This is a genomic window from Prevotella sp. TF12-30 (assembly GCF_003436715.1).
Lineage (GTDB): Bacteria > Bacteroidota > Bacteroidia > Bacteroidales > Bacteroidaceae > Prevotella > Prevotella copri_A.
Map to the genome: position 1 here is coordinate 111,090 of NZ_QSQJ01000003.1, position 15,867 is coordinate 126,956.

Annotated in this window: 11 protein-coding genes; 9 read left to right on the top strand and 2 right to left on the bottom strand. The window is 45.9% G+C overall.

Annotated elements, in window-relative coordinates:
* The first annotated feature begins 1,006 nt into the window (after nucleotides 1-1,006).
* Together ppdK and DXD25_RS02365 are read left to right on the top strand one after the other, a co-directional pair.
* Nucleotides 1,007-3,727, top strand: a complete 2,721-nt coding sequence (gene ppdK / locus DXD25_RS02360; protein WP_117661619.1) for a pyruvate, phosphate dikinase — start codon at nucleotides 1,007-1,009, stop codon at nucleotides 3,725-3,727.
* 405 nt (nucleotides 3,728-4,132) lie between these two features.
* Entirely contained in the window at nucleotides 4,133-4,780 is a 648-nt protein-coding gene (locus DXD25_RS02365; RefSeq protein ID WP_233522167.1) for a DUF3256 family protein, read from the top strand.
* Between the two features lie 224 nt (nucleotides 4,781-5,004).
* Here DXD25_RS02365 and DXD25_RS02370 read toward each other — a convergent pair whose 3' ends face one another.
* The gene (locus DXD25_RS02370) at nucleotides 5,005-5,577 is read right to left on the bottom strand and encodes a chromate transporter (RefSeq protein WP_117661621.1); all 573 of its coding nucleotides are present in this window, start codon (nucleotides 5,575-5,577) and stop codon (nucleotides 5,005-5,007) included.
* A gap of 43 nt (nucleotides 5,578-5,620) precedes the next feature.
* Nucleotides 5,621-6,154 (bottom strand): chromate transporter, encoded by a 534-nt coding sequence (locus tag DXD25_RS02375; RefSeq protein ID WP_117661622.1) that lies wholly within the window; start codon nucleotides 6,152-6,154, stop codon nucleotides 5,621-5,623.
* Nucleotides 6,155-6,365: 211 nt separating this feature from the next.
* On the opposite strand from DXD25_RS02375, the gene DXD25_RS02380 reads away from it, so the two are divergent.
* The 7 genes from DXD25_RS02380 to DXD25_RS02410 all read left to right on the top strand — a co-directional run bounded on the left by DXD25_RS02380 (nucleotide 6,366) and on the right by DXD25_RS02410 (nucleotide 15,853).
* Nucleotides 6,366-7,658, top strand: coding sequence for an MFS transporter (locus DXD25_RS02380; protein ID WP_117661623.1), 1,293 nt, complete (start codon nucleotides 6,366-6,368; stop codon nucleotides 7,656-7,658).
* Between the two features lie 5 nt (nucleotides 7,659-7,663).
* Nucleotides 7,664-8,233, top strand: coding sequence for a UvrB/UvrC motif-containing protein (locus tag DXD25_RS02385; protein ID WP_158556275.1), 570 nt, complete (start codon nucleotides 7,664-7,666; stop codon nucleotides 8,231-8,233).
* Nucleotides 8,234-8,260: 27 nt separating this feature from the next.
* Entirely contained in the window at nucleotides 8,261-9,028 is a 768-nt protein-coding gene (locus DXD25_RS02390) for a 16S rRNA (uracil(1498)-N(3))-methyltransferase (RefSeq protein ID WP_117661624.1), read from the top strand.
* A 58-nt stretch (nucleotides 9,029-9,086) separates the two neighbouring features.
* Nucleotides 9,087-10,445, top strand: coding sequence for a DUF4836 family protein (locus DXD25_RS02395; RefSeq protein ID WP_233522168.1), 1,359 nt, complete (start codon nucleotides 9,087-9,089; stop codon nucleotides 10,443-10,445).
* 29 nt (nucleotides 10,446-10,474) lie between these two features.
* Nucleotides 10,475-11,119, top strand: a complete 645-nt coding sequence (locus DXD25_RS02400; RefSeq protein WP_089545097.1) for an ATP-binding cassette domain-containing protein — start codon at nucleotides 10,475-10,477, stop codon at nucleotides 11,117-11,119.
* Nucleotides 11,116-12,315, top strand: a complete 1,200-nt coding sequence (locus tag DXD25_RS02405) for an ABC transporter permease (RefSeq protein WP_117661626.1) — start codon at nucleotides 11,116-11,118, stop codon at nucleotides 12,313-12,315. Before DXD25_RS02400 ends, DXD25_RS02405 begins: the two co-directional genes overlap by 4 nt.
* A gap of 220 nt (nucleotides 12,316-12,535) precedes the next feature.
* Complete coding sequence (locus DXD25_RS02410; protein ID WP_117661627.1) at nucleotides 12,536-15,853, top strand: TonB-dependent receptor domain-containing protein; 3,318 nt, start codon at nucleotides 12,536-12,538, stop codon at nucleotides 15,851-15,853.
* Nucleotides 15,854-15,867 lie beyond the last annotated feature (14 nt).

Genomic DNA, 15,867 nt, shown 5'->3' on the forward strand with positions numbered 1-15,867 from the left:
TTTTATGGCTGCAAAGTTAATACATTTTTGCGAGAAATGAAAGAGTTGTCCCGTTTTTTTTCAGTCTTTGTCCCGGATGTTGTGAGGTAGAGAGGAATGAATGGTGAAGGAGATTGGAGGGGAAAGGGAAAGGAAAAGAAGAGAAAATGGAGAGAAAAAGGTGAAAAAGTGAAAGTGAAAAAGTGAATAGTGAACGAGGTGAATGGTGAACGAGGTGAATTTGATGAATATGATGTATGCAGCGAATGGCAAAAAGGTCAAAAGGTCAAAAGTGACTTTACATAAAAAGACGATGGGTTGCTGACTGGTTCTTGAATATTGTTGCTGACTGGTTCTTGAATATTCAGGTAGCAGATTTCTTCTATATATAAGTAGCAGATTTCTTCTATATATAAAAGGTAGTACTTACGCGCGTACATTATTATATGGATTTTTAATCCTTATTATAAGAATTCATTTTGCATTCATATTTACACTTTCAACAGATTCACCCAATTCACCATTCACCACATTCACCTTTTCACTTTCACTTTTTCACTTTTGTCAAATGTGACTTTTGACCTTTTGACCTTTTGCTCTTTTTGAATCTTCACCCATGCTTTCTCCCGCTGTCCCCTCTGAGCCCCAGTTCCAGGCGATTCCATCGCCTGTCCCTTTCCTCTCCCGGTGCCCATTTTCCTACGTCGCGACGTAGCAATTCCTGCGTCCCGAAGTAATAATTCCCGCGTCGCGACGTAGGAAAAAGGGGGCCTGAGGGGGTATTCTGCCCCTCAGAGTGTCAGAATCTCTTTCTTTGTCAACTTATAAATTCCTCTCAATCGTTGCATATTGATAGTAGATTGTTAAAAATAGTCCCGTGTGTGCGACAACAGTGTGAAATGTAATCTCGAGATAGCAAAAAAGAGTATAAAAGTTTGGTAGTTTCAGAGAAATGTTGTATATTTGCATCATCAACAAAAAATTGATAATAACTAGAATTATATAATATTTTTGAACCTATAACAAAATGAACGAAAAAAGAGTTTATACGTTCGGCAATGGACAAGCCGAAGGAAATGCGAAGATGCGCGAAGTTCTTGGCGGTAAGGGTGCAAACCTCGCTGAGATGAATCTTATCGGTGTACCTGTTCCTCCAGGTTTCACTATCACAACTGACACTTGTAATGAGTATTATGAGGTAGGTGAGGAAAAAATCAAGGAACTTCTTCAGGATGAAGTAATGGCTGCTGTAGCTCATACAGAGGCTTTGATGAACAGCAAGTTCGGTTCCGTAGAGAATCCTCTCCTCGTTTCAGTACGTTCAGGTGCTCGCGCATCTATGCCAGGTATGATGGATACCATCCTCAACCTTGGTTTGAATGATGAGGTGGCTGAGGGTATGGTCAAGAAGACCGGTAATCCTCATTTCGTTTACGATTCATATCGTCGTTTCGTACAGATGTACGGTGATGTTGTTATGGGTCTTAAGCCAGTTAACAAGGAAGACATCGATCCATTCGAGGCTATCATCGAAAAGGTGAAGGAAGAGCAGGGGGTTACTCTCGACAAGGACCTCTCTGTAGAGTCTCTCAAGAAGCTCGTTGAGCTCTTCAAGGCTGCTATCAAGGAGCAGACTGGTCAGGATTTCCCTACTAACCCAATCGATCAGCTTTGGGGTGCTATCTGCGCCGTGTTCCGTTCATGGATGAACGAGCGCGCTATCCTCTACCGTAAGATGGAAGGTATTCCTGATGAGTGGGGTACTGCCGTTTCTGTCATGGCGATGGTATTCGGTAACATGGGTGAAACTTCTGCTACTGGTGTTTGCTTCTCTCGTGATGCAGGTAATGGTGAGAACCTCTTCAATGGTGAGTATCTTATCAATGCACAGGGTGAGGACGTAGTAGCTGGTATCCGTACACCACAGCAGATTACAAAGATCGGTTCTCAGCGCTGGGCTGAGCGTGCTGGCATCTCTGAGGAGGAGCGCGTGGCTAAGTATCCTTCTATGGAAGAGGCTATGCCTGAACTTTACAAGGAGCTCGACGCTCTCCAGGATAAGCTGGAGCACCACTATCACGATATGCAGGACATGGAGTTCACCGTACAGGAAGGCAAGCTCTGGTTCCTCCAGACACGTAACGGTAAGCGTACAGGTACCGCTATGGTGAAGATTGCTATGGACCTCCTCCACGAAGGTATGATCGACGAGAAGACTGCTATCCTCCGCTGTGAGCCTCAGAAGCTCGATGAGCTTTTGCACCCAGTATTCGATAAGCTGGCTCTCTCTAAGGCTAAGGTCATCACTCAGGGTCTCCCTGCTTCTCCAGGTGCTGCCTGCGGCCAGATCGTATTCCACGCTGACGATGCTCAGGAGTGGCACGAGGATGGCAAGAAGGTCATCATGGTTCGTATCGAGACTTCTCCTGAAGACTTCGCTGGTATGTCGGCTGCCGAGGGTATCCTTACCGCTCGTGGTGGTATGACTTCTCACGCTGCCGTTGTAGCTCGTGGTATGGGTAAGTGCTGCGTATCAGGTGCTGGCTCTATCAACGTTGACTACAAGTCTAAGACTGTAGAAATCGAGGGTGTTGTTTACAAGGAGGGTGATTACATCTCTCTGAACGGTACAACAGGTCAGGTTTACGCAGGACAGATTGAGACAAAGGCTGCAGAGCTTTCAGGCGACTTCAAGGAGCTGATGGACCTCTGCGACAAATATACAAAGATGGAGATCCGTACCAATGCAGATACTCCACACGATGCTGAGGTAGCTCGTGCATTCGGTGCAAAGGGTATCGGTTTGACACGTACAGAGCACATGTTCTTCGATGATCAGAAGATCGTTGCTATGCGTGAGATGATTCTGGCAGGTACTGTAGAGGGTCGCGAGAAGGCTCTTGCCAAGCTCCTCCCATATCAGAAGGCTGACTTCTATGGAATCTTGAAGGCTATGGATGGCTGCCACGTGAACATCCGCTTGCTCGACCCACCTCTCCACGAGTTCGTACCACACGATTTGGCTGGTCAGCAGACTATGGCCAAGGAGATGGGCGTAAGCGTTGAGGAAATCAAGAAGCGCGTGAACTCTCTGGCAGAGAACAACCCAATGCTCGGTCATCGTGGTTGCCGTCTCGGTATCACATTCCCAGAGATTACAGCTATGCAGACTCGTGCCATCCTCGGTGCAGCTTGCGAGTTGAAGAAGGAAGGTTACAACCCATGTCCAGAAATCATGGTTCCTCTTATCGGTACTGTTCAGGAGCTCAAGCAGCAGAAGACTATCATCCTCGCTACTTCTAAGGAAGTATTCATCGAGTACGGCGTAGAGGTTGAGTTCGAGATCGGTACAATGATTGAGATTCCACGTGCTGCCCTTACTGCAGGTCAGATTGCAGAGGAGGCTCAGTACTTCTCATTCGGTACTAACGACTTGACACAGATGACCTTCGGTTACTCTCGTGATGACATCGCTTCATTCCTCCCTGCATACATGGAGAAGAAGATCTTGAAGGTTGACCCATTCCAGGTTCTCGACCAGGAGGGTGTTGGTCAGCTCATCAAGATGGCAGTAGAGAATGGTCGTGCTACCCGTCCTAACCTCCGCACAGGTATCTGCGGTGAGCACGGTGGTGAGCCTTCATCAGTTAAGTTCTGCGCTAAGGTTGGTATGAACTATGCTTCATGCTCTCCATTCCGTGTGCCTATCGCACGTTTGGCTGCGGCGCAGGCTGCTGTTGAGGAGTAAATCTTTTCTGAAGAAGATAAGTACGATTAATAGATTAGACAATTTGAGAGGAAAGTGTTTCGTCAGAAACACTTTCCTCTTTTTCGTTTTTTTAGCGATTGTTGGATAGAAAAACACGAAAAAACTTGCAGATTACAATTATTTTCTGTACTTTTGTCGGAAAATAGAGAAATATGGAAGGATTGGTTATGATTTATGCGACGATTACGGTCGTTGCAGGTGCTATAGCACTTTGGCTTCATACAAAATGGGGCAAGAAATTCTTGGAGAATCTCTAAATGATTTAAAGGCTTCAAAAATGAATACATTGGCTTTAACTTTTGCCGTGTGCTCAATAGTAGCATTGGCCTTTCTTGCATGGCTCTTTACTCCTTGGGGAAAGAAGTGGTCTAAGGAATTGTAGTGATGAAGAAGATAAAATATATATTATGCGCTTGCCTGATGACAGCAAGCCTGAGCATGGAAGCCAAGTCGATGAAAGACCTGCTGGTTTCGATGCCTGATGAAGTAATGCCTTGTCTCAACAAGAACATGCGACTCGAATTTGCTGAGTTGCAGGAGATGGGAGTGAAGGCTGAAGTGAAGAATCTCCTGGAAGAGGTGAGCGTGATGGATACGCTGACCCAGGACTTCGTGCAGATCCGTATGACCAAGGCTTCTACCTTGCAGATGAAGAAGCTGCCTGTGGAAAACGGAGATTCTTTGCTCTGTGTAGTCAAGACTTTCGCTGGTCCCGAGAAGGAGAGTGAACTCTATTTCTATAATCAGGATTGGAAGAAGATGGATGCCACTCGTCTCCTGGATGGTAAGCGAATGGAGGATTTGGCAGAAAGCCTTATCCAGAAACCGGATACGATGAGCGAAACTCGTTTTGCAGAACTGAAGGCGATGATAGAACCTAGAATGGTGAGTGCCTTGCTTTTGCAGAACGAAAACTCGCTGGTTGTACGCCTGTCTTTGCCATTGCTCTCTGCTGATGATAAAAAGGCAGTAAATGCAATAAAATTGCAAAGAAGTTTTAAATGGAATGGGAAATTCTTTAAAGAGAGTTAAATCTCTGTAGGTTTTTGCAATAAAATATGGAAAGTTGCAGGATTATTTGTAATTTTGCAACGTGTTTTTCATGGTATTAGATTATTAAGGTTAATAAAAGATTGGTTGTCGGGAGACAATCAATTTTTTTTTGCCCTTTTCTGAAGGCTTTAGCCCTTTACTTTTCTCTTCGTCCGATGACCGCTGGCTCTGGACGTATGGGATGTTTTAGAAGGGTGGGTTGTTTAGAAGATAAACAACCCGATGATTCCACAGATGAAAAGCAGCAATATCGGGTTTGCCTTTTTGGCCTTGGTGAAATAGAAGGCACCCAGGAACAATGCTACGCTGGCACCGAAAGCAAATGGATCTTCTGTTGGCGATCCAAAATTCTCCTTATTCATCAAGAGCACAGCTGCTGCAGCAATCAATCCGATGATGGCAGGGCGAAGACCGGCGAAGATGTCCTTCACAATCTTGGAATCCTTATGGGTTATCAGATAACGGCTGATGAGAATCATGATGATGAATGGCAGCCACATGATGGAGAGGGATGCCAGGAAGGAACCCGCCCAGGCTGCCCAGGTAGGATAACCGGCATGAAGACAAGCGGTATAACCCACATAAGTGGCGCAGTTGATGCCGATAGGACCCGGAGTAGATTGGCTGATAGCCACGATATCCGTAAACTCGGCATTGGTGAGCCAATGGTTCTTTACTACGGTTTCGTTGTGGATGAGCGACAACATCGCATATCCACCACCAAAATTAAATGTACCAATCTTGGTAAATATGATAAATAACTTTAGGAATAGCATTTTTTTACTTTGAACTTTGAACTTTGAGCTTTGAACTTTATGATTAGCTTTGCTTCTTGTACTTGCCGTAAAGCCAGCCAAGCACGCCGGCAGCAATGATGATGTAGATAGGCGAGATACCGAATGCAGCAATCAGCGCACAGCATACAAACGGAATCCAGATGTTGTAGCGGTTGATGTTCGCCGTCTTTGCCATCTTGAAGCAAGGAGCCGCAATCAGCGCCACCACAGCCGGACGAACACCCGCAAAGAACTTGCCCACCCAGTAATTATCCTTAAACTGCTGGAAGAACATGGCGATGATGAGAATGGCGATGATAGAAGGCAGGGCGATGCCGACAGCTCCCACTATGCCGCCCCATACACCCTTCGTCTTGTAGCCGATATGGCTCGCCATATCAATGGCGAAGATGCCCGGGGTAGTTTGAGCCACCACCATGATGTCCATAAATTCCTGTTTGTCCATCCATCTGTTCTTATCCACGAATTCTCTCTCCATGATAGGTATCATGGCATAGCCTCCACCTAGCGTAAAGGCACCAATCTTATTACACGTTAGGAAAAACTTTAATAACATTTTATCTTTTGTTTTAATTTCGGCTGCAAAATTACATATTATTTGTTAAATAAACTAGCTTTTTGGCGGATATTCTTAAAAAATCTGCGTTCTTTAAGAGATTTTGTGTATCTTTGCAAGATATAATCTGCAATGGCGTATCCCTTGAGAAAGAGGATGCCGCAGACAGAAAAAGAATATTAAAACCATAAGGAAATATAATAATAAGAAAATGAATCTAAAAGTTCGCTTGGCGCTGATGAACTTTCTGGAGTTCGCAGTTTGGGGAGCCTATCTCACATCTATGGGCAACTATCTCGGCAAGGCCGGAATGGGTGCTGAAATCTCCTGGTTCTATACCATCCAGGGTATAGTTTCTATCTTCATGCCTACATTGATGGGTATTGTTGCTGACAAGTATGTGCAGCCGCAACGCCTCTTGGGCTATTGCCATCTCCTGGCCGGCTTGTCGATGATAGCTCTTTTCCTGATGGGAGAGGCGAGTGCTACTCCTAACGAGACTGTCTTCATGGCGATCTATACCTTCAGCGTAGCTTTCTATATGCCTACGCTGGCGCTGTCAAATACTTCGGCGTTCACCATTCTGAAGAATCATGGACTTGATACCGTGAAGGATTTCCCTCCAATCCGCGTCTTCGGTACCGTAGGATTCATCCTTACCATGTGGATTGTTAACTGTGCTACCTGGGATAACGGTTCGTTTATGTTCCTCTTTACCGAAAATGCACATAAGTTCCAATATACCCACTTCCAGTTCCTGGTATCTGGAGTATTGGGCATCGTCCTCTTCCTCTACTGCTTCAGCCTGCCACAGTGCCCGTTGGTGAAGAAAGAGGCACGCAGCTGGATGGAGACCTGGGGCTTCGATTCCTTCAAGCTCTTCAAGAGCCGCGAGATGGCGATGTTCTTCATCTTCTCGGGTCTGCTGGGTATGAGCCTGCAGGTAACCAATGGTTATGCTACTCCGTTCATCACCAGTTTCAAGGGCGATCCTTCGATGCTGGATACATTTGCAGCCAATAATGCCACTCTCCTGGTTTCTATCTCCCAGGTGGCAGAGGCACTCTGCATTCTCCTGATTCCATACTTCCTCAAGCGCTATGGCATCAAGGTAGTGATGCTCATTGCGATGTTTGCATGGGTATTCCGCTTCGGATTCTTCGGATTGGGTAACCCTGCTTTCCCAGGCGTAACCCTCTTTATACTCTCATGTATCGTCTATGGTGTGGCATTCGATTTCTTCAATGTATCGGGTGGACTGTTCGTAGATCAGAAGTGCGAGCCTAAGGTGCGTGCTTCTGCCCAGGGACTTTTCATGCTGATGACCAATGGTTTGGGAGCCTCTGTTGGCACAATTCTTGCGGGACAGGTGATCAACCATTATTGTCATTGGGAGAATGGATATTTGATGGGCGATTGGCAGACTTGCTGGTTTATCTTCGCAGGTTATGCACTCGTGGTCGGTGTAGCCTTTGCCGTATTGTTTAGACCAAAGAAAGGATAATGAAAATGGAAAAAATAAAATTAGTTTATCAGGGAGCTTTTGCAATTCCTGATGCAGAGGAGGCTTGTGTTGTCACTCTTACTGATGCCGAGGAGGAACGTGCACTCTCCATTGTAACAGATAAGCCGATGGCTAATGAAATCAAGTTTCGTCAGCTTGATAAGGATGTCAAGCATCCGCATCTGGTAGATGTGTTGGCTAGAATGATTTGTGAACAGGGTCCTCAAGCCTATCACGTTGTTTTCGAGGCTAATGGAAACATAGGGCCTAAGGCAAAACTGGTGAATGCTACTTCTGGATCAGCGTATTCTCTTCCTCAGGATGAGGCTGTCCTGCTGGCGTTGGCCGCCGGTCTGGAGATCTTTACCAATATGGAGGTGCTTCAGAAATTCACTACACCTTTCCGCAAGGATGTGATGAGTGTGGCACTTCCTATCGTGGGGTTACCGGATTCACTTCTCAAGAAAGCACTGGAGAAAGCGGTAGAAGAAGAAAACTACGAGGGAGCTTCCTTTATCCGTGATGAGATGAAGCGCCGCCAGGAAGAAAAGGATGAAAAGAACTTGACTGATTGATCATTGATGACAGATAATTGATAACGAATGAAAGAGGTTAGATATTTCTATGTGCCGGATGCGGCAAACCAGGTAGAATTGCCCGCAGAGGAGGCTACCCATGCGCTGAGAGTGTTGCGACTGAAGGGTGGTGATGAGATTTTCCTCATGGATGGGGATGGATCTTTCTACCGTGCAGAGGTGACAGCAGCCTCCAGCAAGCGCTGTCTTTATGAAATCAAGGAGAATATGCCTCAGGAACGTGCATGGAAGGGGCATATCCATCTTGCCATTGCACCTACCAAGATGATGGAGCGCATAGAGTGGATGGCTGAGAAAGCTACGGAGATTGGATTCGATGAACTCTCTTTCCTTAATTGTCAATTTTCTGAACGAAAGGTTGTGAAGACTCCTAGGATAGATAAGATTGTCATCTCTGCCGTGAAGCAGAGTCACAAGGCATGGAAACCGGTCGTGAATGAGCTGGAGAGTTTCAAGGAGTTTATCCAGACTCCTCGTCCGGGTCGCAAGTTTATCTGTCATTGCTACGAAGAAGTAGAGAAGAAGGATTTCTTCACGGAAATCAATTCGTGCAGTATGGATTCTGATGCATCTCAGGATTCATCTGCATCCCAGGAATCCGGTGCAGCTGATATCACGGTATTGGTAGGCCCAGAAGGCGATTTCTCTATAGATGAAGTTCGTCTTGCCTTGGAGAATGGTTACGAAAGCGTATCGCTGGGAACCAGCCGACTTCGCACGGAAACGGCGGGACTTGTAGCTGTTCACATGGCGCATATTGCGAGAAGAATATAAGAAGATTATATAAGTGTTAGTTTTTGTGATGAAAAGATTGTATAAGAATTTGGTTTTGATGAGCTTAGCACTTCTCGTTGTAGTGTTAGGCTCATGCTCTGGCAGCGATTATCTCAATGCCATTCCTAAGAAAAGTACAGCTCTTATCTCGGTGGATTTGCAGCAGATGGCTTCCGATAAGAATGCGGAAGACAAGGCGGGTATGCTCAAGTCTCTGCTCCACGTGGATGATGTAGATAAGTGTGGCATCGATATCTCTGAAAAACTTTATCTCTTCGAGAGTGCCGATGGCAACCTCGGTCTCTGTGCCAAGGTGAGCGATGAGGGGGATGTGGAAGACTGGCTTGCCTCGCTTGCCAAGAAGCGCATTGCTTCGGAAGTGAAGGAGCGCAAAGGCTTTCATTTCGCAGTATTGAAGGATTCGTGGCTTGTGGGCTTCTCCGGTCAGGCGCTCCTCGTGATGGGTCCTGTGGTGGCTGATGCCCAGGCTCAGCTCCAGCAGCAGATGGTAAAGTATCTGAAAGCAGAAGAGGAGGATGGCATCACCGTTTCTCCTATGTACGAGCGTCTGCAGACCCTCTCTTCTCCTATGGCTATGGTGGCTCAGGCACAGGCTTTGCCTGAGAAGTTCGTAGCTCCATTTACCCTGGGTGCTCCTAAGGATACCGATCCTTCGCAGGTGGTCATCGCTGCCGATATGAAGGTGAAGGATGGTATCCTGCAGATTCAGGGTGAGACTTTCTCCTTTAATGAAACCATCGACAAGGCGCTGCAGAAGGCGGCACAAAACTATCGTCCTATCAAGGGCAGTTATGTGAAATCGATGCCGGATGATGCCCTGGCAGGTATCTTCATGAATGTAAATGGTGAACAGTTCCTGCCGATGATGCAGAGCAACCGCAGCCTTCAGACTCTCCTGATGGGTATCAACCAAGCTGTGGATATGGATAACATCATGCGAAGCGTAGATGGCGATATGGCCATCGTCTTGCCTACACTGGGCGATGCAGACCTGAAGATGATGATGGCTGCTAAGTTGGCGCATAGCAAGTGGTTGGGTGATGTAGATTACTGGAAGACTTCATGTCCTGCTGGTGCCAAGATAGCCAACTGGGGTAAGAATTCCTATTTCTATACCGATGGCAAGACTTCCTTCTATTTCGGCGTAACCGATGACAAGCAGTTCTTCAGCGGCAGCGATGAGCTGACAGCTCAGTATGCGGTGAAGCCAAGCAATCATCCGATAGATGCCAAGATTCAGAAGCTTATCGTGGGACAGAAGCTGGCGATGGTCATCAATCTCGCCAAGAGTTCTGATGGCAGCGGCACAGGCAAGGATGATGCCATCTCAACTGTTACTGGTCTGCTTGCTCCAGTCTTCGGAAATCTTACTTCTGTGGTTTATACTTTAAAGTAAAAAGAAAAAACATTAAACAATAAAACAAAGTGGAAAAGATTCAGCTTCATTCCGTTCTTCCTCAGGTTTTCGCCCAGCGTGAAGACCTGCATTCGGAGATATGGAAGCAGGATGTTACCTTCGAGAAAGGTCATCTCTATCTGGTTGAGGCTGAGAGTGGTAGCGGAAAGAGTACTTTCTGCAGCTACGTGCTCGGCTATCGTCACGACTACAGCGGAAGCGTGATGTTTGATAATGATGTTACCGCCAATTATAAGGTTTCCGATTGGGTAGAGATGCGAAAGCGTCATATCAGTCATCTCTTTCAGGAACTCCGTCTCTTTCCAGAGCTTACGGCGATGGAGAATGTAGAGATCAAGAACAAGATTACCGGTTTCAAGAGCCGCGAACAGATTCTGCAGTGGTTTGATATGCTTGGTATCGCCGATAAGGTGGATGCCAAGGTAGGGAAGATGTCGTTCGGTCAGCAGCAGCGTGTAGCGATGATGCGTGCCCTCTGCCAGCCTTTCGATTTCATTCTTGCAGATGAACCGATCAGTCACCTCGACGACAACAATTCCCGCATCATGGGCGAAATCATGATGAAGGAGGCGAAGGAGCAGGGGGCTGGCGTCATCGTGACCAGTATCGGTAAGCACATGGACTTAAACTATGAACATATATTTAGATTATGAATCTCGTTTGGAAGTTACTCCGTCAGCATATCAGCATACCTCAGTTTGCAGGCTTTGCCTTTGCTAATCTCTTCGGTATGCTCATCGTACTTTTCGGTTTTCAGTTTTATCAGGATGTGCTGCCTGTCTTCACCCAGCAAGACAGTTTTATGAAAGCCGACTATCTCATCATGAGCAAGAAAATAGGTATGGGCAATACCATCAGCGGTCGCTCCAATACCTTTTCGGGAGCAGAGATGGATGATGTCAGCGACCAGAAGTTCGTGAAGAAGATAGGCAAGTTTACCTCTACCGAGTACAAGGTAGATGCGCAGATGGGCGTAAATGGTGTGAATGTATTGAACAGTGAGCTTTTCTTCGAAAGTGTTCCTGATGGTTTCGTGGATGTTCCGCTCAAGGATTGGAAATACACACCTGGCGAGAAGGTGGTTCCAATTATCCTCCCGCGTACCTATATTAATATGTATAACTTCGGATTCGCCCAGAGCCATTCGCTTCCTAAGATCAGTGATGGTCTGATGGGAATGATTGATTTCAATATCTGCATTCAGGCTGGTGGCAAGAAAGAACTGTTCAAGGGAAAGGTCATTGGATTCTCCTCCCGTCTCAACACGATTCTCGTGCCACAGGCGTTTATGGATTGGAGCAACCAGGAGTTTGCGCCTAACCAGAAGAGCGATCCTACCCGTCTGATCGTAGAGGTAGGCAATCCGGGCGACGAAAATATCACCAAATATCTAGATGACAACGGTTATGAGGTAGAGACAGATAAGCTCGATGCCGAGAAGACCACCTATTTCCTCCGTATGATGGTATCGATGGTGATGATTATCGGTCTTGTGATTTCCGTTCTGAGTTTCTATATCTTGATGCTCAGCATCTATCTTCTGGTGCAGAAGAACTCTTCCAAGTTGGAGAATCTGCTCTTGATAGGTTACAGTCCGGGCAATGTGGCGAAGCCATATCAGGTGCTCACCATCTCTCTGAACATCGTGGTTCTGGTCATCGCCTGGGTCATCCTCTTCTTCCTGCGAGGATACTACATGGATTTCATCGAGGCACTCTTCCCGGACATCGAAGAGGGAACGATGCTTCCAGCCATAGCCTTAGGCTTTGCTCTCTTCCTGGTAGTTTCGGTTTTGAATATAGTAGCCATCCGTCGCAAGGTAATGAGTATCTGGCAGCGAAAGGAGTAGCCGCTACCCCTCAAAAAAACTATAAGCAAACACCCCGTTATTAATAACAATTTAAAGAAAATCTGCGTTATTTGCTTAACGCAGATTTTTTTTGTGTTATAAAACATCATTTTTAATGCAGATGTAACATTTATATCGATTTTTTTGTTTATATTTGCACTCGAAATCAATATTAAGGGAATATTTCCCCGTATTATTAATTAATTTTTATAAAAAAGGTATGCAGAAAAGATTGCATTTATTAATGGCTTTGCTCGCCTTTATGGTAACTACAGCCATGGCACAGATTACTACTTCTGGTTTAAGTGGTTCTGTGACTGCAAGTGGTGAAGACGTGATTGGCGCAACGATTGAGGCCGTTCACGTTCCTTCTGGAACTCGTTACAAAGCTGTAACCAACATTGATGGTATGTTCACTATCAATGGTATGCGTGTCGGCGGTCCTTACGAAGTCAAGATCAGCTACATCGGCTACAAGACTAAGGTCGTAAAGAACGTCACCCTTCAGCTTGGTGAAACTTACAACTTGAAAGAAACTCTTGATGAGGATGCTAAGCAGCTTGGCGAAGTTGTAGTAGTAGCAAAGGGTTCCAAGTTCAGTGTAGAGAAGACTGGTGCTTCTACCAACATCTCTAATGCACAGATTGCTAACATGCCAACTGTTAGCCGTAGCATTACTGATATCACCCGTCTTTCTCCTTATGGTGGAAACGGAATGTCATTCGCAGGTGCTGATGGCCGTACAGCCAACTTCACTGTGGATGGTGCAAACTTCAACAACAACTTCGGCTTGAGCTCAAAGCTTCCTGGTGGTGGTGCTCCTATCTCTCTGGATGCTATCGAGGAAATGCAGGTTGTTATCTCTCCTTATGATGTTCGTCAGACTAACTTCGTTGGTGGTGGTGTCAATGCTATTACCAAGTCTGGTACCAACAACTTCAAGGGTAGCGCTTACGTATATCACAAGAATGAGAACATGCGTGGTGATGCTATCGAGCGTGAACAGATTTCTGGTGCACGTGAGAAGGATCAGCAGACTACTTGGGGTTTCTCTCTCGGTGGTCCTATCATCAAGAACAAGTTGTTCTTCTTCGCTAACGGTGAAATGGTCAAGACTCCTACAGTGGTAAACCGCTGGAGAGGTTCTGAGGATGGTATTGGTGATGCTGTGAACTATATCTCTCGTACCAAGCTTGCTGATTTGGAGAGAGTTTCTAAGTTCGTTAAGGATAAGTATGGTTACGATACAGGTTCATGGACCAACTTCCCTGCAGACGAGAGCAATTACAAGCTCCTCTTCCGTGTTGACTGGAACATCACAGACAAGCATCACTTGGCTGTACGCTACAACTATACCAAGAACCGTTCTTGGCAGGCTCCTAACGCATCATCTATGGATGGTGGTACACGTGCATCTGGTAGCCGTATGTCTCAGTACTCTATGTCATTTGCCAACAGTATGTATGCCAATGACAACCTCGTGAACTCTTGGACAGTTGACTTGAACAGCCGTTTCACAGACAATCTGTCTAACCAGTTCCTGTTCACATACTCTAAGTTGGATGATAGCCGTTACACTAATTCTTCAGAGTTCCCATTCATCGATATCCTCGATGGCGGACAGAAGAGTGTAGATGGAACTGCTGATGCTGATGGTACCAACAACTACATGGCTTTGGGTTATGAGTTGTTTACCTGGAACAATGCTGTACACAATACTGTATGGAATATCAAGGATGACGTAACTTACTATCTCGGTAAGCACAAGATCATCGCTGGTCTCAACTATGAGCACCAGATGGCAGACAATGCTTATCAGCGTAATGGTACTGGTTACTATCGTTACAAGAGTCTCGACGACTTCCTGAATGGTGGTATTCCAGAGGTTGTATGTTTGACTTATGGTTATGGTGGCAACAACAATCCTGCTGCCCGCGTACAGTATAACAAGGCTGGTATCTACGCTCAGGATGAGTGGCAGATGACTCCTCAGTTTAAGTTGACCTATGGTCTTCGTCTGGATGGTCTGTTCTTCGACAATTCTGACTTGATGACTAACAATGCCATTCTCGGTCTCGACTATAACGGTCGTCACATCGACTCTGGCAAGTGGCCAAACAGCTCTTTGACAGTTTCTCCTCGTATCGGTTTCGTATATGATGTATTTGGTGACAAGACATTGAAGTTCCGTGGTGGTACTGGTTTCTTCCAGGGCCGTTTGCCATTGGTATTCTTCACCAACTTGCCAACCAACTCTGGTATGATACAGTATCAGGCACAGCTGAATGCAACCAAGGCATGGAATCCTCAGACAGGTAAGAAAGAGGGTGTAGATATGACTCCATTTGCAGGTGGTCTGGTTGTTGATAAGGATGGTAAGCCAACAGCAGCAGCTCTCCGTGACAAGTTGATTTCTATGGGTTACCCAGAGAACATCACTCCTGAAGAGGGTTCTGTTCCTTCAGCAATCTCTGCTGTAGATAGAAACTTCAAGTTGCCACAGGTTTGGAAGACATCTTTCGCTGTCGATTATCAGATTCCTGTTTCATTCCCAATGTCTGTTTCTGTTGAGGGTATCTTCAACAAGACATTGAATGCAGCTACATTGACAGACTGGAGCGTACAGGATGCCAAGGGCTTCCCACGTTTCAATGGTGCCGACAACCGTCCTGTATATCCTAAGGGTTCTACCGTAGGTACAAGTGCTTATGTACTTGAGAACACAAGCCGTGGTTACGGTTGGTCTTTCTCTGCACAGGTAAATGCTCAGCCATGGGAGTGGTTGAACTTGATGGCAGCCTATACTCATACAGTATCTAAGGAGGTTACATCACTTCCTGGATCTAACGCATCTTCTGTATTGAACTATATCTCTACAGTATATGGTCCTAACAACATCAAGTTGCACAACGGACAGAATGTAACTCCTGATCGTATCATTGCTTCTGCAACGATCCACGACAAGAGCAACAACCACTATAGCTTCATCTATGAGGCATGGCGTGGTGGTTACAACTACTCTTACATGACTGTAAACGATATCAATAATGATGGTTACAACTATGATGCTCTCTACATCCCAACAGACAAGCAGGTAGCTGATAATGAGTTCCGCTTCAAGTCAGAGGATGATAAGACCCGCTTCATGGATTATGTACATGCCAACAGCTATCTGAAGAACCATCAGGGTGAGTATGCAGAGGCTTACAGCCTTTACAACCCTTGGGTACATCGTATCGACTTCAGCTACAAGCACGACTTCAAGTTTGATGTGGCTGGTCACACTAACACTATCCAGTTGAGCTTCGATATGAAGAACGTGCTTAACTTCTTCAACTCTAGCTGGGGTGTCATGAAGTACTTGAACCCAGAGATTGGTTCAGATCCACGTATCTTGCGTTACGAGGGTCAGGATGCAGAGGGTTATGCAACCTTCTCTACTCCAAAGTCAATCAATGGTAACACCAAGACTTTCGTACCAAATCACGCTATCGGTCAGTGCTGGTATGCATCAGTGGGTCTCCGTTACATCTTCTAATTAATAAAGTATCG